This is a genomic window from Streptomyces sp. DSM 120436 (assembly GCF_055778765.1).
Map to the genome: position 1 here is coordinate 653,515 of NZ_JBSKBS010000001.1, position 19,315 is coordinate 672,829.

The following is a 19,315-nucleotide window of genomic DNA, read 5'->3' on the forward strand; positions in this document are numbered from 1 at the left end:
ACAAATCTGTCCATCGCTCAGTTGACGGCCCGTCGGCCGCCGTTCCCCCGAACCGGTGGCCCGCGCCTGACCCGCACGGAGGGTGCGCGCGGCCGGGGCCGCGTACCCTTGCGCGGGTGAACGCCACCGACCGCACCCCTGCCGACCTGCTGGGTTCCGCGCTCGCCGCGGACCCGGGACGCCCCCTGGTGACCTTCTACGACGACGCCACGGGCGAGCGGGTCGAATTGTCCGTGGCCACCTTCGCCAATTGGGTGGCCAAGACCGCCAACCTGCTCCAGGACGAGCTGTCCGTCGAACCGGGCGACCGGGTGACCCTGCTGCTGCCCGCGCACTGGCAGACCGCGGTGTGGCTGCTGGCGTGCGCGTCCGTCGGCGTGGTCGCGGACGTCGGCGGCGACCCGGCCGCGGCGGACGTGGTGGTGAGCGGCCCGGAGCCGGAGTCGCTGGCGGCCGCCCGCGCCTGCTCGGGCCCCCGCGTCGCCCTGGCGCTGCGGCCGCTGGGCGGGCGTTTCCCGCAGCCGCCGGAGGGTTTCGCCGACTACGCCGTGGAGGTGCCGGGCCAGGGCGACCGGTTCGCGCCGTACGCGCCCGTCGACCCGGAGGCGCCGGCGCTGATCGTGGCGGGCCGGGAGTTCTCCGGCGCGGAGGTCGTCGAGCGGGCCCGCGCAGAGGCGCCGGACCTCGGGCTGACCGGCCCCGGCTCGCGCATCCTCTCGGGGCTGCCGTACGACACGTGGGAGGGCCTCGGCGCCGGGCTGTACGCGCCGCTGGCGACCGGCGGCTCCGTGGTGCTGTGCCGCAACCTCGACCGGCTGGACCCCGAGGCCCTCGACCAGCGCGTGGAGAGCGAACGGGTCACGGCCATCGCCCGCTGACCTGCCCTCGGCGCCCGGCCGCCGCAGAGCACCTCCAAAGCCCCCCGCCTCACCCGTTCGGCGCAGCACCACCCCCCGCCCCTCCCTCGCCCGGGCCACAGTCGTAGGAAGCGGCACGCACCCGAGGGCAGGCGCCCGCGCGGGGCGCACCCGCGCGGCACGCACGGCAGGCCGCACCCGTACGCCGTCCCGGCCCGGACGCAGGGAGGGGTGGAACCGGCATGAGCGACACCGCAGGCGCGACCCCCGGCGGGCAGGGGGCGGCGGGGCGTCCCCTCGGCCCGGGCGCCGGCTCCTCGCCGAGCGGGTGTGGCCGCGGCCGCCGTCGCCGCCGGCGCTGGGGGTGGGGCGTCGGCCTCGGGGTGTCCCTCGCGCTGGCGGGCGCCGCGGCCGCCGGGTGGGCGGTGTACGTGAAGCTGGAGGGGAACATCACCCCGGACGAGGCGGCGGCGGCCGAGCTCGCCCGGTTCGAGAAGGACCGGCCCACCGCGCTGGTGAAGGACGCCCTCAACATCCTGCTGATCGGGTCGGACTCGCGTGCGGGCGCGGAGAACCGCCGTTACGGGCGCGACCCGGGCACCGAGCGCTCGGACACGGTGATCCTGCTGCACCTGTCGGCGGGCCGGCGCAGCGCCACCGCGGTGTCGATGCCGCGCGACCTGATGGTGGACGTGCCCGGCTGCCGCCGCCCGGACGGGTCGCGTTCGGCGCCGATGTTCGCGCAGTTCAACACCGCCTTCGAGGTGGGCGGTTCGGCCTGCACCGTCCGCACCGTCGAGAACCTCACCGACATCCGCGTCGACCACCATGTCGTCGTCGACTTCGAGGGGTTCAAGAAGATGGTCGACGCGGTGGACGGCGTCGAGGTGTGCCTGACCGAGCCCATCGACGACGAGGACGCCCGCCTGCGCCTGCCCGCGGGGCGGGTGACCCTCGACGGCGAACAGGCGCTCGGCTACGTCCGGGTGCGCAAGACCCTCGGGGACGGCAGCGACACCGGCCGCATCGAACGGCAGCAGCGGTTCCTCGGCGCGCTGGTGAACAAGGTCCGCAGCAACGAGATCCTGCTGAATCCGGTGAAGCTGTATCCCGTCCTGGACGCGGCCACCTCGTCCCTGACCACCGACCCCGGACTCGCCAGCTTGCGCGGTTTGTACGAACTCGTACGCGGTGTGCGTGACATCCCCGCGGAAGGTGTGCAATTCCTCACCGTCCCAAGGGAGTCCTACGCCGGGGACGTGAATCGGGACCAGCTCGCCCAGCCCGCCGCCGGGGAACTGTTCGAGCGGCTGCGCAGGGACGAACCGGTACGCGTGGACACGCACGGTGAGCGAAAGGCCACGGAAAAGGAAACAACGGCACCGGCGGACAGCGTGTCCCCGGCTCCGACGTTCTCCGGGAACACCGCCGCCGAGGACACCTGCGCGTAAAGGAAACACAAAGGCAACTCCCGGATTGCGAACTCCTGTCCACAGAAATGGGCGGATTGCCCCTTGTGAAGGCGTGGAATTCGTCACCGGCGTCGCCGGAGACCGATCCGGGCCGTTAGTGTGAGCCATCCGGTGCGTCCGTTCCTTCAGGTCCGTCCTGAGATCCCGCACTGTGTGACCGAGACCCGAGCGCCTGGGAGGGGAAAGGCGCCGCGTGGCCCCGACGGAGGATTCGAGCGACCGTGGACGCGCAAGGCCGTGGGCGGGGGGAGAACATCGATCCCGCAGATCAGTGGGTACTAAATCCGAACACCGGCGAATACGAACTGCGACTGAGCCCTTCCGCACCGCAGTCACCCATTCCGGCCCCGCGCGGGCCGCGGAAGCCGGGGGCAGGGCAGCAGAAGCCGGGTGCGGGACAACCGCGTACCCGGTCGGCGTCGCCCGGCGAGGCGTCCGAGCGCCCCGGCCGCGCCTCCCCGGAGCGTGAGGCGCCCGGGCGGGAGGTGCCGCCGCAGCGCCGCCGCCGGGGCGCGCCGGAGGAGCCGCCGACGGGCCGCCGCGGCCGCCGGCCGGCGAAGAAGAACAAGAAGGCGAAGAAGGCGCTGCTGTGGGGCAGCGGCACCCTGGCCTTCCTGGTGCTCGGCACGGGCGTGGCCGGCTACCTGTACCTGGAGCACCTCAACGACAACATCACGACCGTGTCGGACGACGGCGCGAGCACCGGTGGCTTCAAGAAGGACCAGGCCATCAACATCCTGCTGATCGGCACCGACAAGCGCACCGGCGCGGGCAACGAGGGCTACGGCGACAAGGGCAGCGCGGGCCACGCCGACACCACGATCCTGCTGCACGTCTCCAAGGACCGCACGAACGCGACCGCGCTGAGCATCCCGCGCGACCTGATAGTCGACATCCCGGACTGCCCGACCGAGCAGGAGGACGGCAGCGAGAAGGTCATCCCCGGCTCCACCGGCGTCCGCTTCAACACCAGCCTCGGTCAGAACGGCCGTACGCCGAGCTGCACCATGCGGACCGTGACCGAGCTGACCGGCATCAAGCCGGACAACTTCATGGTCGCGGACTTCAACGCGGTGAAGACGCTGACCACGGCGGTCGGCGGCGTCGAGGTGTGCCTGGCCAAGGACATCGACGACCCGGACTCGCACCTGAAGCTGCCCAAGGGCACGCACCGGATCGAGGGCGAGGAGGCCCTGGCGTTCGTGCGCACCCGTCACTCGGTGGGACAGGGCGGCGACCTGAGCCGGATCGGGCTGCAGCAGCAGTTCCTGAGCGCGCTGATGCGCGAGCTGAAGTCGAGCGACACGCTCACCAGCCCGTCGAAGATGATCAAGCTGGCCGAGGCGGGCACCGAGGCGCTCACCGTCGACTCCCAGCTGAGCAGCATCAACAAGCTCAAGGACCTCGGTCTGGAGCTGGGCAAACTGAACGTCAAGAACCTGACGTTCGCCACGGTTCCGGTGCTCGACAACCCGGCGGAGAAGGTGAAGGCGACCGTCGTGCTCGACCAGTCGAAGGCGCCGCAGGTCTTCGACCTGATCCGCAACGACGTGTCGTTCACCGAGGTCAAGCAGCAGCAGAAGAAGGAGAAGGCCGCCGTCGCCGCCCGCCTGAAGGGCGAGAAGGCCCCGGCGTCCGAGGTGCGGGTGCGCGTCCTCAACGGCGGCGCGCCCGCCGGGAGCGCCCAGTCGACCCTGAGCTGGCTCCAGGTCCAGCAGGGCGTCAGCAAGTCGGAGAACGGGGGCAACGCGCCCGCGGAGCTGGCGAAGACCACCCTCGAGTACGCCCCCGAGCAGGCGGACGAGGCACGTCGGCTGGCCGCCATCATGGGCCTGTCCGGGGCGGCGATGAAGCCCGGCGAGAGCGTCACCAACTCCCAGGGCCTGCCCGCGATGACGCTGACCCTCGGCAAGGACTTCAAGGGCGCGGGCGTGTCGCTCACGCCCCCGGACAAGGCGCCCGACGACATCAAGAAGTCCACGTCCACGGCGGACAAGGTCGTGTGCGCCGCATAGGCGCCTGACGGGCCCGTCTCGCGTTCCACGGGACGCGTACGGGCCCGTCCCGTGCCCAGGGGTGGGGGAGCGACACCGCACGATGAGGCGGAGCGACGTGTACGAGGAGGGGGCACGGCCGGGCGGCGCCCCGCGCCGGTCCGGCCCGCCGGAGGAGGGCCGTCCCGAGGGGCGGCGCGCCCCGGAGGGCGGCGGCACGCACGGCGGGAGACCGCGCGGCGGGCGGGCGCGGCGCGCCCTGTGCTGGTCGGCGACGGCCCTGGCGGTGCTGATACTCGGCACGGCCGGCGCCGGCTGCCTGTACTACGACCACCTCAACGACAACCTGGTGAAGGGCGAGCGCAGCAGCGGCGACTCCAAGGCCGAGAAGTCGGATCCGAACGCGGCCGGGCAGACGCCCCTCACCATCCTGCTGATCGGCTCCGACAGCCGCGCCTCCGACGCCAACGTGGAACTCGGCGGCGGTAAGGCCCACCGCGACAACCCGCCGCTCGGCGACGTGCAGATGCTGATCCGCCTGGCCGCCGACCGGAAGAGCGCGGCCGTGGTGAGCATCCCGCGCGACACCCGCGTCGACATCCCCCGGTGCACCGACCCGGACACCGGGACGGCGTACCCGGCGACCAACGACATCATCAACACCTCGCTGGGGCGCGGCGGTCCGGGCTGCACGCTCGCCACCTGGGAGAACCTCACCGGCGTCTACGTCGACCACTGGATGACCGTCGACTTCGCGGGCGTGGTGCGGATGGCCGACGCGGTCGGCGGGGTCGAGGTCTGCGTCCGGCAGAACGTGTGGGACCGGCCGCTGCCCGGCGTGCCCGGCGGGTCGGGCCTGAAACTGCGGGCCGGGAGGACCGAGGTGGAGGGCGTGCGAGCGCTCCAGTGGCTGCGCACCCGGCACGCGTGGGGCAGCGACGTGCTGCGCACCCGCGCGCAGCGCATGTACCTCACCTCGATGATCCGCACCCTGCGCGGCCAGAACGTCTTCACCGACACCGGCCGGCTCACCGACCTCGCCGAGGCGGCCACCAGGTCGCTCCGGGTCTCCGAGGAGATCGGCTCGGTGAAGAAGCTGTACGACCTGGCGACGCAGCTCAGGACGGTGCCGCCGGACCGCATCACCATGACGACCCTGCCGACCGTCCAGGACCCGCAGAACGCCAACCACCTGCTTCCCGCGGGGGAGGACGCCGAGCGGGTCTGGTCGCTGCTCCGCGACGACGTGCCGTTCGACACGAAGGGCGGCTCGGGCACGTCCGGGAAGCCGTCCCGCGAGGAGCGCACCGCGGACCCCTCCGCCCCCGACGACGAGATCGCGGTGCTGGTGCGCAACGCCACCCGGTCCGCGGCCCAGGGCCCGGTCACCGGCCGGGCGGGCGCGGTCGCCCGGGAGCTGGCCGGGCGGGGCTTCACCCGTGCCGCGCCCGACCTCTCCGCCGCCGGCGCCGAGGAGCGGACCGTCGTGCGCTACCCGGCCGCCGGTCTGCGGGGGGACGCCCGGCGGGTCGCCGAGTCCCTGGGCATCCCTGCGAGTTCGGTCCGCCGGTCGGCCGACGTCACGGGCGTCACCGTGGTGGTCGGCGCGGACTGGCGGGAGGGCGGGAGGTACCCGGAGCCGGAGCCGCCGAAGGCGGGGGACCTGCCGGACGACGCCGACGCCCTGAGCGCGGCGGAGAAGGGCGCCTGCATGGACGTGTACGCGCCGTACCGCTGGTAGCGGCCGCGGCGGAGCCCCCGCCGTTCCTCGGGAAATCGAGGGAGAACCCGGGGCAACTGACGGGCCCGTCGTGCGTCTAACAGGACGCAGGGCGGGGCCTGCGCGCCGGAGCGAGGTGTTTTCCAGGGGTGGGAAGGACAGGGCAGTGACACAGAACGCCACGCGGGAGACGGCCCGCGACGAGGAGCGCGCGCCGGCTCCCGACGACGAGCCGTCCGCCGACGGCACGGGCCCCCGCCCCCGGCGCGTCCGCCGGATACTCGCATGGTCGGCCGCGGTGCTCGCGCTGTTCGTCCTCGCGGCCGGCGGGGCGGGTTTCCTGTACTACCGGCAGCTCAACGACAACATCAAGAAGGACCCGCTGAACCTCGGCGACAGCAAGGTCGCCGAGCCGACGCCCAACGCGGCCGGCCAGACCCCGCTGAACATCCTGCTCATCGGCAGCGACGCCCGGGACAGCGAGGCGAACCAGGAACTCGGCGGTGCCCGCGAGACGTTCGGCTCCACGCCGCTGGCGGACGTGCAGATGCTGGTGCACCTGTCCGCCGACCGCAGCAACATGTCCGTGATCAGCATGCCGCGCGACACCCTGCTGCACATCCCCAAGTGCACCGACCCCGACGACGGCACGGTGTACCCGGCGAGCGAGGGCCGCATGATGGCCAACCAGAGCCTCGGGCACGGCGGTCCGGGCTGCACGGTGGCCACCTGGCAGGAGCTCACCGGCATCCACATCGACCACTTCGTCATGGTGGACTTCGCGGGCGTGGTCGCCATGGCGGACGCGATCGGCGGCGTCCCCGTCTGCGTCGACGCCAACATCCACTCGCGCGACAGCCAGGGACACGGATCCGGGCTGAAGCTGCCGAAGGGCACCCACCCGGTCAAGGGCGAACAGGCCCTGCAGTGGCTGCGCACCCGGTACGGCTTCGAGGACGGCAGCGACCTGGCGCGCGCCAAGGCGCAGCACATGTACATGAACTCGCTGGCCCGGCAGCTGCGCGAGAACGCCACCCTCAGCAGCCCCAACAACCTGCGCCGGCTGGCCGAGGAGGCCACCCGCGCGCTCACCGTCGACCCCGGCCTCGACACGGTGAAGAAGCTGTACGACCTGAGCACCGAGCTGCGGAAGGTGCCGCCGGAGCGCATCACCATGACCACGATGCCCAACCGGTACGTGGGCGCCCGCGTGGAGCCCACCGAGGACGCCGAGAAGCTGTTCCGGCTGGTGCGCGAGGACATCGCCCTGGACGGCAGGGACGCCAAGCCGGAGCCCCGCGTGGAGAAGCCGCCCGCCGATCCGGCCGCCGACGACGCCGACATCGCCGTGCAGGTCCGCAACGGCACCCGCACCGACACCCTCGCGCCCGCCCCGGACCGGGCCGGCGCCATCGCCGGGGAGCTCCGGGAGAAAGGATTCACCGGCGCCACCGCCGACACCGACGGCACCGCCGCCGAGGAGCGCACGGTGGTGCGCTACCCGAGCGCCGACCTGGCGGGCGACGCCCGCCGGGTCGCCGCGGTCCTCGGCATCCCGGCGGACGCGGTGAAGCGGTCCACCGACGTGTCCGGCGTGACGCTCGTCGTGGGCGCCGACTGGCGCGAGGGCACACGGTACGAGGCGCCCGAGGAGGACGACGCCCTGCCCGAGTCGGCGCAGGCGCTCAACGGCGCGGACGACGAGGCGTGCATGCACGTGAACCCGGCCTTCACCTGGTGAGCGCGAAGGCCCCTTCCCGGCGCGGGAAGGGGCCTTCGGCTCCCGGAGGGAAGGGCGGACGGGGCGTCAGGCCGCCTTGGCGTCCTCCGCCCGGACGGCGGGGCGCCGGGAGGCGATGACCTTCTTCGCCAGCGAGCGCGGGCTGGTCAGGAAGCCCCAGCCCCACGACATGTGCATGGTGGCCAGGGCCACCGGGATCCGCAGCCGCGCCTTCAACGGCAGCCCCTTGCCGGCGGGTATGGAGCCCGCCGTGATCGCCGCGAGGTAGCCGCCGGGGACCACGAGGCCCCACGGGGTGAGCGCCGCGCCCACCACGAGTCCGGCCGCGATCGCGCACACCGCGGTCGGCGGGGCGAGGTAGCGCAGGTTGATGGAGCCGGCGTGGTAGCGGGCCACCACGTGGCGCCACCGTCCGTAGTCCTTGTACTGCTTGGCGAGCGCCCGCACGGACGGGCGGGGCCGGTACGACACCCTCAGCTCGGGCGAGAACCAGATGAGTCCGCCCGCCTCGCGGATGCGGAAGTTCAGCTCCCAGTCCTGGGCGCGGATGAACTCCACGTTGTAGCCGCCCTGCCGCTCCAGCGCCTCGCGCCGGAACACGCCCAGGTACACGGTCTCGGCGGGGCCCGCCTCGCCGCCGGTGTGGAAGGCTGCGTTGCCCACGCCGATCTTCGAGGTCATCGCGGCGGCGACGGCGCGCTCCCAGTCGTTCTCGCCCTCGGCGTGCATGACGCCGCCGACGTTCTGCGCGCCGGTCTCCTCCAGGAGGCGTACGGCGGTGGCGATGTAGTTCGGGGAGAGCATCCCGTGGCCGTCGACGCGGACCACGACCGGATGGCGTGAGGCCTTGATCGCCGCGTTGAGGGCGGCCGGGGTGCGGCCGGTCGGATTGGGCACGGTGCGCACCCGCGGGTCCTCGGCGACGAGTTCGGCGGCGATCTCGTCCGTGCGGTCCGTGGACGGACCGAGGGCGATCACGACCTCCATCTCGCCGGCGTACTCCTGGGCGAGGATCGCGCGGACCGCGCCGCGCAGATGCCGCTCCTCGTTGAGGACGGGCATGATCACGGAGACGGCCGGGGGCCGCACGTCGGGATTGGCGTTCATAGGAGCCTCACGTTACCGCGAACGGGGGACACGGTTGCGCGTGCCGGGGTGCTGTGCGCGGGGCCGCAGATCGTATCGGCCTACGGTGCTCACGATTCCACGCTCGGCCGTCGTCCGGAGGTGCCCCCTTGCCCACGCCGCCGCGCTCCCCCCGGCCCCGAACCCCCGACCGGCGCCCGCCCGCGCCCCCGCGCCGCCGGCCGCGCTGGGTCATGCGCACCGTCACCGCGCTGTCGGTCGTGGTGCTCGCGTCCGCCGGGATCGGGCACGCGGTGCTCAGCGGGCTCGACGACGACATCGCACGGGTCGACCCGTTCCGCGACATGAAGAACCGGCCGCGGGCCGGGCACGGCATGAACATCCTGCTGGTCGGCACGGACGGACGGGACAGCGTCGGCGAGGAGGAGCGGGAGAAGTACCGGCTCGGCGGGGCGCCCTGCCACTGCACGGACACGATCATGATCGTGCACATCTCGGAGGACCGGGACCGCGCCAGCGTCGTCAGCCTGCCCCGCGACTCCTACGCCGAGACGCCCCCGCACACCGACCGGGTCAGCGGGCAGCAGCACAAGGGGCATCCACTGAAGCTGAACGCGGCGTACGCGGAGGGCGGGCCGCAGCTCACCGTGCGCACGGTGGAGAAGATGACCCGGGTGAAGATCGACCACTACCTGGAGGTCGACTTCGCCAGCTTCATGAAGACCGTCGACGTCGTCGGCGGTGTGGAGATCTGCACCGACCAGCGGCTGAGGGACAGCCGCAGCGGGCTCGACCTGCCCGCGGGCCGGCACACCCTCAAGGGCGGCGAGGCCCTGCAGTACGTCCGCGCCCGGCACGTCGACGGGGGCTCCGACCTCAGCCGGACGAGGCGGCAGCAGCACTTCCTCGCGGCGCTGGTGGAGCGGGCCACCTCGTCCGGGATCCTGCTGAACCCGATGAGGTTCCGGGACGTCACCCGCGCGGTGCTCGGCTCGGTCCGCGCGGACGAGGGGTTCGGCACCGGTGAACTGCTCGACCTGGGGCGGGCGATGCGGAACTTCTCACCGTCGTCGTCGGAGTTCACCACCGTGCCCGTGGTGACGCCGGGCCCTGTGGTGAAGGGCATCGGCTCGACGCTGAAGTGGGACCCGGAGAAGTCCGAGCGCATCTTCGACGCGCTCCGCCGCGACCGGCCGCTGTCCGCGCGGCCCTCGTCCGGCGCGGCCCTGCGGGTGCCGGTCGACCCGAAGCGGATCCGCGTGCAGGTCGAGAACGGCACCCGCACGTCCGGTCTCGGCCGGCGCGTGGACGCGGCCCTGGCGGCGACCGGCTTCGACACCACCGAGGCCCCCGTCAACGCCGCCCGTCAGGACCACACGCGCACGGTCGTCGCCTACGATCCCCGCTGGGACCGCTCGGCGAAGTCCCTCGCGGCGGCGCTCCCCGGCAGCGAACTCCGCCCGGTCATCGGCCAGGGCCCCACCCTGAAGGTCGTCGCGGGCACCGACTTCGAGAAGGTCCGCAAGGTGCGCCCCCGGGACCCGGGCCAGGGAGAGTTCGGAGTGGTCCGCGGCGACGAGGTCACCTGCGGCTGAGCCGCAGGCCGGCGGGCTGCCGCACCCGGGCTCCGGGCGGGCGCGTCAGTCCTCGAAGCCCTCCGCCGCGCGCTTCTCGCGGAGGTCCAGGATCGCCCGGCGGCGGGCCAGGCGGTGGGTGCGGCGGATCTGGGCCTCCTGGCAGCGGCGGCGGTCCTGCTCGGTCTCCGGGACGACCGGCGGCACCCGGCGCGGCTTGCCGTCGGCGTCGACGGCGGTGAACACGAGGTAGGCGGAGCCGACGTGCGTGGCCGGGGCGGACTCGTTCCAGCGCTCGGCCAGGACCCGCACCCCGACCTCCATCGAGGTCCGGCCGGTCCAGTTGACCTGGGCCTTGACGTGAACAAGATCACCCACGCGGACCGGCTCGAGGAACGCCATCTCGTCCATGGAGGCCGTCACGGCCGGTCCTCCGGAGTGGCGGCCGGCGACGGCGCCCGCCGCGTCGTCGACCAGTTTCATGATCACCCCACCGTGCACGGTGCCCAGGAGATTGGTGTCGCTGTGGGTCATGATGTGGCTGAGGGTGGTGCGGGACGCCGAGACGGGCTTGCCCGGGATCTCCGGACTGTCCGTCTGCGCGGCAGGGGCCTGGTCTGTCATGGCATCCACCTTATGCCGAGGTGACGACCAGCGGTTTTGTGTCAGCTTCGCAACAGCGCGGTCCTGATTTCCGACGACCCGGGTATGGCCGCCCGTCCGGACCTGCACACTGTCTGCCATGAATGATTGGCCCGAGGCATGGTCCGACGACAACCGCGGCCGCCGCTACGGACGCGGGAGCGCGAGCGCACAGCCCGAGAGCGCCCGTGTCATGCGGCAGGTCCGGCGCGGACAGCCCACCCCTCCCGGGCAGGGCGCCCACGGCTCGGTTCCGCAGCAGCCCGGCTACGTCGACGGCCAGGGCCACGGCGGCGGCTACGACAGCGGCTACAACACCGGCCAGGTGTACGGCGCGGGCGGACGCGGCGGCGGTGACGGCCACGGCCCGCAGCGCCCCGCGCCGGACTGGCGACGCCGTGTCAAGTGGACGGCCATCACCCTGGTGACCGTGGTGTTCGTCACCACCGTCGCCACCTACTTCTGGGCCGACTCCAAGCTCAACCGCGAGGTCGACCTGTCGAAGGTGATCGAGCGGCCCGAGAAGGGCGAGGGCACCAACTACCTCATCGTCGGCTCCGACAGCCGCGAGGGCCTGTCCGCCGAGGACAAGAAGCGGCTGCGCACCGGCTCCTCCGAGGGCAAGCGCACGGACTCGATGATGATCCTGCACACCGGGGACAACGGTTCGACCCTCATATCGCTCCCCCGCGACTCCAACGTGGAGATCCCCACCTTCAAGGGCTCCGACTCCGGGAAGGTCTACCAGGGCACCGGCCGCCAGGTGAAGCTGAACGCCGCGTACGCCGAGGACGGCCCCGAACTGCTGGTCCGCACCGTCGAGTTCAACACCGGCCTGTACATCGACCACTACGTGGAGATCGGCTTCGCCGGCTTCGCGAACATCGTGGACGCGCTCGGCGGCGTGGAGATCGACATCCCGCAGGACATCAAGGACACCAAGTCCGGCGCCGACCTCAAGAAGGGCAAGCAGACCCTGGACGGCGAGGAGGCGCTCGCCTTCGTCCGCACCCGCTACGCGCTCGCCGGCTCCGACCTGGACCGCACCAAGAACCAGCAGAAGTTCCTGTCCGCCCTGGCCGACCAGGCGGCCACCCCCGGCACCGTGCTCAACCCGTTCAGGCTCTACCCGACCCTGGGCGCGGGCCTGGACTCCCTGATCGTCGACGAGGACATGGGCCTGTTCGACCTGGCCGACATGTTCTGGTCGATGAAGGGCGTCAGCGGCGGCGAGGGCACGTCGATGAACATGCCGGTCTCCGGGTCCAGCGGCGGCAACCTGCTGTGGGACAAGGAGAAGGTGAAGCAGCTGGTCGACCAGTTGAACAACGACGAGAAGGTCACCGTCAAGGGCGACTGACGCCTCCGCCGGTCACCGTGACGAGGGCACCCCCGCGGGGGTGCCCTCGCGCGTGTCCGGCGCGTCCGTCACATCGGGGCGCCCGCCATCGCACGGCACATCTCGGAGCAGCGGCGGCAGGACTCGGCGCACCGCGTCATCCGCTCGTCGTCCGGCATCGACATGCACGCCTCGGCGCACAGGTCGCAGGCCTGCGCGCACATCATGCACATCTCGTTCGCCAGCGGCGAGCGGCGCATCATCATGTCCGCGCAGATGCGGGTCATCTCCGAACAGTCCAGGAGCGCCCGCATGATCCGCGTCTGGGCCTCGCCGCCCGTCTGCAGACACGCGCTCATGGTCTCCTCGCACACGCCGTGGCAGGCCATGCACGCCTGTACGCAGTCCTGCATCTCCTTGCTCAGCGGTTCCGTGGCCGGCTGCTGCTGGGTCATGGTTCCTCCCGGGGGACGGCGGGGACCGTCGTTCGGCTCCCGCACCTCCCGTCCTACGCCCCTGTGTCCATGACCACCACAGGACGCCGCTTGGCCGGGCCGGGAGCGGCAAGAAGGGGGAGGGCGCCCCTGACCACGGCGCCGAGGGGGAGGCCGGCAGACACCCAGGGGAGAGGGACGTGACACCACAGACGGAGCGGAAACGGCTGCGCAGACGGCTGGAACGGCTCATCGGCATCGCGGCGACCGAGGGCAACGAACTCGTGCCGCTGCGCAACGGCGACCAGATCTTCCCCGCGATGCTGGAGGCGGTCCGCGCCGCGGAGCACACGGTCGACATGATGACGTTCGTCTACTGGCGGGGCGACATCGCGCGGGAGTTCGCCGAGGCGCTGGCCGACCGGGCCCGCGCGGGCGTCCGCGTGCGCCTGCTGCTGGACGGCTTCGGCGCCAGGGAGATAGAGCCGGAGCTGCTGAAGGCGATGGAGGACGCCGGTGTGCACGTGGCGTGGTTCCGCAAGCCCACCCGGCTGTCGCCGATGCGGCAGAACCACCGTTGCCACCGCAAGGTGCTGGTCACCGACGAGCACACCGCCTTCACCGGCGGGGTCGGCATCGCGCAGGAGTGGTGCGGCGACGCCCGCAACCCCGACGAGTGGCGCGACACCCACGTCCGGGTCCGCGGCCCGGCCGTGGACGGCATCGCGGCGGCCTTCGCGCAGAACTGGGCCGAGTGCCACGACGAGCTGTACGACGCGTGCGACCGCTTCACCTCGCAGGAGCAGCCCGGCAACGCCACGGTCCAGGTGGTGCGGGGCTCGGCCAGCTTCGGCTGGCAGGACATGCAGACCCTGCTGCGCGTGGTGATCACCTCGGCGCGGGAGCGGTTCCGGCTGTCCACGGCGTACTTCGCGCCCGACGCCTACTTCGTCGACCTGCTGGCGGCCGCCGCCCGCCGGGGCGTCGAGGTGGAGATCCTGCTGCCCGGGCCGCACACCGACCAGCGCGCCTGCCTGCTCGCCGGGCGGCAGCACTACCAGACGCTGGTGGACGCGGGTGTGGAGGTGCGGGAGTACCAGCCGACCATGCTCCACACGAAGATCATCACGGTGGACGGCGTCTGCTCCCTGATCGGCTCCACCAACTTCAACCGCCGCTCCCTGGAGCACGACGAGGAGGTCATGCTGGCCGTCCTCGACGAGGACTTCACCGCCCGGCTCGACGCCGACTTCGACGCCGACCGCAAGCAGAGCGAGCCGATCGACCCGGCCCGCTGGAGGCGCCGCCCGCTGGGCGCGCGTCTCGCGGAGGCGGCGGTCACCCCGATCCGGCGTTTCCTCTGAACCGGCGGCGATGAGTTCCCCCCGCCCGGGGAGTCCCCCCACTGTCACCCGACCGTCAGGAGGGACAGTGACTCAGCTGCTGCGCGTACAGAACTTCAGCGTCTCGGCCGACGGGGTCGGCGCGGGCGAGGACCAGAGCCTGGAGCGCCCCTTCGGCCATGTGGACCCCGGGGCGCTGTTCGCCTGGGCGACCGCGACCGCGACCGCGAGCCGGCCGGGCCGCACCGCCCCCGGCGGGACCCGGGGCCTCGACGACTGCTTCACCCGTGACTTCTCCCACGGCATCGGCGCGGAGATCATGGGACGCAACAAGTTCGGGCCCCAGCGCGGGCCCTGGCAGGACCACGAGTGGCGGGGCTGGTGGGGGGGGACGAGCCCCCGTTCCACACGCCGGTGTTCGTGATGACCCCCGGCGTCCGAGCGGGACCGAGGGGGGAGGCCGGCGTCAGCCGGGCCCCTTTCCCAGGGGTCACCCGACACGTGTACGACAACAGCCCCCGGCGCGACGCCGGGGGCTGGGTCGTTCGTGCGGGTCAGTGGCTGTTCCCAGCCCGGCGTCCGCCCGGGACTCCCCCGGCGTGGCGCCCGGGGACGGCCCCGGCCGGGCCGCGCCGGGCAGAAGGCCGAGGGGGTCCCTCCGGACCTCCGGAACAACTTCTGGCCTGGAGGAACCCTGCTAGGGAAGGTTCCTGGCCATGACGATCCGCTGGACCTGATTGGTGCCTTCGTAGATCTGCGTGCTTTACAGTCCATACGGCTGTGACCTGCACGAATACCCCTCCCAGAGGGAGCCTCCCCAGCACTTCCCCATGATCATCAAGAGTCTGCCCAGGTGGGACCGGCCGCAGCAGAGGCACAGCCGGAAGGGCAGTGGACGAGCAGGCACGCGGGAGGTTACACGGTTTCCTGTTCCGTCAACCGTGATCGCTTGACCCGCACGCCCGGCCCTCGGGAGCATCGCCCCAGAGTGAGGCACTGGCAGCGGCATGGGAGGGGAACCCAGACCATGAAGGTCACCAAGCTGGTCAGCACGTGCGACATCAAGGACTGTCCGACGATCTACGCGACGGATCGCGGCACCTTCCTGGTGCAGGGCGAGACGCCGACCGACCACGGGCTTCAGATTCCCGCTAACGAAACCCTGGTCGAGATCCCGATGGAACTGCTCCAGAAGGCCGTCCGTGACAACCTCATCTAAGACCCTCGGCGACCTCTTCGACTCGTTCGAGCGTGAGGCTTTCCGCCTAGAGACCCTGGACGACTACAGCAAGTCCGGGAACGTCGACGCATATCACGCCTACCTGGCCGGAGAGCCGCAGCCGGATGACTACAACGCCGGGTGGGTGGAGGAACTGCGCTCGCACACCGAAAACGGGAAGCGGGTCTATAGAGTGCACATTCTGTCGCGCCCACTCACGGACTATCTTTGCTTCGAACTCGGGTGGGGCTACCGGAAGAACATGACCGGGGGCGAAGAGTTTTTCATCCTCGACATCACCGACAAACCAAATCCCCTGCCCGGCGTTCCGGACTTCTGGTGCTTCGACTTGGAGTCCGTGGCCGTGATGAACTACGACGGGGCAGGAAAGTACCTGGGTTCACAGGTGCTGGAATCAGACCGGGCGGCGGAGTTCACCAGGTACCGTGACACGGCACTTGCGCACGCAGAACCATTCACCGAATGGTGGGACAAGTACGGGGCGTGAACAGAGCACAGATTGGGGCCGCGCTGCGGGCGCTGCGAATAGCATCCGGAAAGGAAGCCAAGGCAGTGGCCCGCAGCGCCCTCATGTCTCCGTCCAAGCTGTCCAAGATCGAGAATGCCAAGCTCGCACCGAGCGCCACGGACGTTGAACGCATCCTGACCGCCATCGGCGTCTCAGATGAGGTCAAGGACGAGTACACGGAGGCCGCCCGAGCATCGGCGACGGAAGCGACAGCGTGGCGGCTACTGAAGCGCATCGGCGTCCACAAAGGGCAGCAAGCCGCCAAGGCCCTGGAAGCCCAGATGTCGACGCTGCGGCTCTTTCAACCGGCCCTAGTCCCCGGCCTGCTTCAAACCCCCGAGTACATCCGCGCCGTTCTGAGACGGCACAACCTGAGTGAAGACGCCCTCACACGCACGATCAACGGAAGACTTGAACGGCAAGCGGTTCTCTATGACAGCACGAAATCACTTCAGTTCGTCATCACGGAACCCGTGCTGAGGTGGAGAATTGTCCCCCCGCAGATGATGGCGGCGCAACTCGACCGCATCGCCTCCATATCTCGCCTGCCTCACGTGGATATTCGGGTGGTGCCACTGGCGATTCAGCAGCACGACATCGCCAACCACGCGTTCGTCATTCGCGATGACCACATGGTGACGATAGAGACCGTGCACGCTGAAGTCGTCGTTACGGACCCAAGAGACGTTGGACTGTACGTAGATAAGTTCGACGGGTTCGCAGCCGTAGCTCTGTCAGGCGCCAGAATGCGGGGCTTGCTCGAAGACATCCGAAACAACTTTTTGCGAGAACAGGAAACAGCCTAGAGGCACGCCCCCGGCCAGCCGAAGATGGCGTCATGGGGAGCGAAGAGAGAACTTCCGATCCAGAGTCGACCGCATCGGCAATCAGCGTGATGATGGGGCCAAGTGAGCCGTCTCCTAAGCCTGGTTGCCGTACCTGCCTCTCACTATCGGTCGGTCGCGAGAACGCGCGATCCGCAGGGGACCACAGCGGGGTTTCAGACTGTCGGTAACGGCGCAATCGTGGACCAGAGGCAGCGGATGAAAAGTGGACCGCTTGTCAGTTGATGTTGGTCATTCCCTGGTGTTGGCGGCGGGGACCCGTCCGAGGTCGCGGCCGCGCATGCGGTAGCTGTCTCCCTTGAGGGAGACGACTTCGGCGTGGTGGACGAGGCGGTCGATCATGGCGGCGGCGACGGTGTCGTCGCCGAAGACCTCGCCCCAGCGGCCGAAGGGTTTGTTGCTGGTCACGATGACCGAGGCCCGCTCGTAGCGGCCCGAGATGAACTGGAAGAACAGGTTCGCGGCCTCGGGCTCGAAGGGGATGTAGCCGACCTCGTCGACGATGATCAGCGGGATCCGGCCGAGCCGGACCAGCTCGTCGTCCAGGCGGCCGGTCTCGTGGGCCTTCGCGAGGCGGGCGACCCACTCGGCGGCGGTCGCGAACGCGACCCGGTGACCGGCCTGACAGGCCCGGATCCCCAGACCCGTGGCCAGGTGCGTCTTGCCCGTGCCGGGCGGGCCGAGGAAGATCACGTTCTCCTTGCCCGCGACGAAGTCGAGGGTGCCCAGGTGGGTGATCGTCTCCCGTTTCACCGACCGCTGGTGCTCGAAGTCGAAGTCCTCGAGCGACTTGCGGGAAGGGAACCGGGCCGCGCGGATGCGGCTCTCGGCGCCGTGCGCGTCGCGGGCGGCGACCTCCCGCTGCAGACAGGCCGCCAGATACTCCTCGAAGCCCCACTGCTCGGCCTTCGCCCGCTCCGCCAGCCGGGAGGCTGCCTCCCGCAGGGCCGGGGCTTTGAGGACCCGGGTCAGATAGGCCAGTTCGGAGGTGACGTCCCGGCCTGACGAGGTGGCCGTGGTGGTGGTCATGCGATCTCCTCCTCCTTGCCGAGGCCGCCCTCGATGACGCCGAAGATCCGGTCGTAGGTGTCCAGCGACCGCTGTTCGACCTCGACCTCACCGTCGTCGGCGGCGGGTTCCTTGCAGGCCGCCAGGCGGGCGGCGCCGGCCGCCGCGGAGTGGGCGGGGTCGGTGATGCTCTGGTGGCGGGCCCAGCAGCGGACGTGCCGGGCGACCTCGGTGCCCTCGCAGAACACCAGGACCTCGTCCAGGCCGGCCTTGACCTCGATCCGGCGGCCGATGGCGAGAGGGTGGACGGAGTAGTCGCAGGTGTCGACACGGACGTAGTGGTCGCGCGGCAGCCGCAGCGACGTGCGCCACCAGCCCGGCGGATCGACCGGCGGCAAGGGCAGCATCCCCGCCCGATCCGCGTCGATGCGGTCGACGGGACGCGCCTGCAGAGTGCGGTGGACCCGGCGGTTCGCCCGCCGCAGCCAGTCCTCCAGCTGAATGTTGAAGTCGGTCGGCGAGGCGAACACCCGCCCGGGCAGGAACGAGGTCTCCAGATAGCCGTTGGCCCGCTCGACCAGGCCCTTCGCCTCCGGATCACCCGGACGGCACTGGATGATCCGGATTCCCAGCAGTCCGGCGAACGCGGCGAAGTCCTCCGTCAGCCGCGGCCGCCCGCCCCGCCAGGAACCGACCGCACCCTCGTTGTCCCAGACCAAAGCCCTGGGAACCGCTCCGAGCCCTGACAGCAGCCGCCAGTGCCCCGCGATCAGATCCGCAGCCGACCGGGTCGGCAGCATCCTCGCCATGATCCAGCGCGAGTAACCGCTGACCATCACCAGGACCGGTGGGCTGCCGGTCTGCCCGAACCCCAGCGGAATCTCCGCCGACGGGAACCACAGATCGCACTGGACCAGCTCACCCGGCTCATAAGCCGTCCTGGACGCCGGGTCCGCCGGAACATAGTCCCGGCGCAGGTCCCGCAGCCGGTCCCGCAGGACCGTCATCCCCCGCTGCCAGCCAATCCGCTCGGCCACCACCGTTGCCGGCATGTCCGGCCAGACCTCGAGCAGTTCCCTGATCCTCGGCTCGACCTCATCCACGACCGATCCCTTCGAGGCCCGCTCGTACTTCGGCGGCCGGTCACTGGACACCGCCCGCCGCACCGTCGTCCGCGAGATCCCGAGCTTCCGAGCAATCGCTCTGATCGGCATGCCCTCGGACCGGTGCAACCGGCGGATCTCCGCCCAGTCCTCCACGCTGATCACCCTTCCTCCCTGCCTGGCTCAACGAGCCAGACGGTTCAGACGGGCCACTTTTCATCCGTTGGAGGTGGCACGTTTTCAGGCGTTGCCGACATCAGACGGCAACGTGAGGCTCCGCCGCCACCAAGCGGAGGCGCACGAGTGACGCGCAGGGGAGCAGCGCAGCGGCTGTTCACTGACCGACCGCTGATGACGATGCGCGTTTCCCGTGACTCCGGGCGAACGTGGGAGCCCGAGCGGGCAGTGT

At 71.0% G+C, this 19,315-nt stretch carries 16 protein-coding genes and 1 pseudogene; 12 read left to right on the forward strand and 5 right to left on the reverse strand.

From position 1 onward, the window contains the following. Positions 1–116 precede the first annotated feature (116 nt). The 5 genes from ACWH4W_RS02885 to ACWH4W_RS02905 all read left to right on the forward strand — a co-directional run bounded on the left by ACWH4W_RS02885 (position 117) and on the right by ACWH4W_RS02905 (position 7,784). Positions 117–878, forward strand: a complete 762-nt coding sequence (locus ACWH4W_RS02885; protein WP_473074276.1) for a TIGR03089 family protein — start codon at positions 117–119, stop codon at positions 876–878. 221 nt (positions 879–1,099) lie between these two features. Beyond that, complete coding sequence (locus tag ACWH4W_RS02890; protein ID WP_473074277.1) at positions 1,100–2,308, forward strand: LCP family protein; 1,209 nt, start codon at positions 1,100–1,102, stop codon at positions 2,306–2,308. Positions 2,309–2,550: 242 nt separating this feature from the next. Further along, positions 2,551–4,344: an LCP family protein gene (locus ACWH4W_RS02895; protein ID WP_473074278.1), complete on the forward strand. Its 1,794-nt coding sequence runs from the start codon at positions 2,551–2,553 to the stop codon at positions 4,342–4,344. An 82-nt stretch (positions 4,345–4,426) separates the two neighbouring features. Then, on the forward strand, positions 4,427–6,064 hold the full coding sequence (locus tag ACWH4W_RS02900; protein ID WP_473074279.1) for an LCP family protein: 1,638 nt from the start codon (positions 4,427–4,429) through the stop codon (positions 6,062–6,064). A gap of 145 nt (positions 6,065–6,209) precedes the next feature. Next, positions 6,210–7,784, forward strand: coding sequence for an LCP family protein (locus tag ACWH4W_RS02905; RefSeq protein ID WP_473074280.1), 1,575 nt, complete (start codon positions 6,210–6,212; stop codon positions 7,782–7,784). A gap of 66 nt (positions 7,785–7,850) precedes the next feature. Here ACWH4W_RS02905 and ACWH4W_RS02910 read toward each other — a convergent pair whose 3' ends face one another. Then, positions 7,851–8,891 (reverse strand): glycosyltransferase family 2 protein, encoded by a 1,041-nt coding sequence (locus ACWH4W_RS02910; protein ID WP_473074281.1) that lies wholly within the window; start codon positions 8,889–8,891, stop codon positions 7,851–7,853. Positions 8,892–9,019: 128 nt separating this feature from the next. Between ACWH4W_RS02910 and ACWH4W_RS02915 the strand changes: the two genes are divergently transcribed. Further along, a complete protein-coding gene (locus ACWH4W_RS02915) occupies positions 9,020–10,465 on the forward strand; it encodes an LCP family protein (RefSeq protein WP_473074282.1) in 1,446 nt (481 codons plus the stop codon). 45 nt (positions 10,466–10,510) lie between these two features. On the opposite strand, the gene ACWH4W_RS02920 is transcribed toward ACWH4W_RS02915, so the two are convergent. Beyond that, positions 10,511–11,068 (reverse strand): acyl-CoA thioesterase, encoded by a 558-nt coding sequence (locus tag ACWH4W_RS02920; protein ID WP_473074283.1) that lies wholly within the window; start codon positions 11,066–11,068, stop codon positions 10,511–10,513. Positions 11,069–11,186: 118 nt separating this feature from the next. Here ACWH4W_RS02920 and ACWH4W_RS02925 point away from each other — a divergent pair, with 118 nt between their 5' ends. Further along, positions 11,187–12,446, forward strand: coding sequence for an LCP family protein (locus ACWH4W_RS02925; protein WP_473074284.1), 1,260 nt, complete (start codon positions 11,187–11,189; stop codon positions 12,444–12,446). 68 nt (positions 12,447–12,514) lie between these two features. Here the strand turns inward: ACWH4W_RS02925 and ACWH4W_RS02930 are convergent, their stop codons facing one another. Beyond that, on the reverse strand, positions 12,515–12,880 hold the full coding sequence (locus tag ACWH4W_RS02930; protein WP_473074285.1) for a four-helix bundle copper-binding protein: 366 nt from the start codon (positions 12,878–12,880) through the stop codon (positions 12,515–12,517). A gap of 179 nt (positions 12,881–13,059) precedes the next feature. Between ACWH4W_RS02930 and ACWH4W_RS02935 the strand changes: the two genes are divergently transcribed. From ACWH4W_RS02935 to ACWH4W_RS02955, 5 genes and pseudogenes are all read left to right on the forward strand, one after another. Further along, complete coding sequence (locus ACWH4W_RS02935) at positions 13,060–14,223, forward strand: phospholipase D-like domain-containing protein (protein WP_473074286.1); 1,164 nt, start codon at positions 13,060–13,062, stop codon at positions 14,221–14,223. Between the two features lie 67 nt (positions 14,224–14,290). Further along, a pseudogene (locus ACWH4W_RS02940) lies at positions 14,291–14,631 on the forward strand (dihydrofolate reductase family protein); the annotation flags it as partial. 598 nt (positions 14,632–15,229) lie between these two features. Further along, positions 15,230–15,421 (forward strand): hypothetical protein, encoded by a 192-nt coding sequence (locus ACWH4W_RS02945; RefSeq protein ID WP_473074287.1) that lies wholly within the window; start codon positions 15,230–15,232, stop codon positions 15,419–15,421. Further along, the gene (locus ACWH4W_RS02950) at positions 15,405–15,929 is read left to right on the forward strand and encodes a DUF6879 family protein (protein ID WP_473074288.1); all 525 of its coding nucleotides are present in this window, start codon (positions 15,405–15,407) and stop codon (positions 15,927–15,929) included. The genes ACWH4W_RS02945 and ACWH4W_RS02950 overlap by 17 nt, the downstream gene beginning before the upstream one ends. Continuing rightward, entirely contained in the window at positions 15,926–16,756 is an 831-nt protein-coding gene (locus tag ACWH4W_RS02955) for a helix-turn-helix domain-containing protein (RefSeq protein ID WP_473074289.1), read from the forward strand. Before ACWH4W_RS02950 ends, ACWH4W_RS02955 begins: the two co-directional genes overlap by 4 nt. 270 nt (positions 16,757–17,026) lie before the next feature. Here ACWH4W_RS02955 and istB read toward each other — a convergent pair whose 3' ends face one another. Further along, on the reverse strand, positions 17,027–17,824 hold the full coding sequence (istB, locus tag ACWH4W_RS02960; RefSeq protein ID WP_473074290.1) for an IS21-like element helper ATPase IstB: 798 nt from the start codon (positions 17,822–17,824) through the stop codon (positions 17,027–17,029). Further along, the gene (gene istA, locus ACWH4W_RS02965; RefSeq protein ID WP_473074291.1) at positions 17,821–19,071 is read right to left on the reverse strand and encodes an IS21 family transposase; all 1,251 of its coding nucleotides are present in this window, start codon (positions 19,069–19,071) and stop codon (positions 17,821–17,823) included. Before istA ends, istB begins: the two co-directional genes overlap by 4 nt. Positions 19,072–19,315 lie beyond the last annotated feature (244 nt).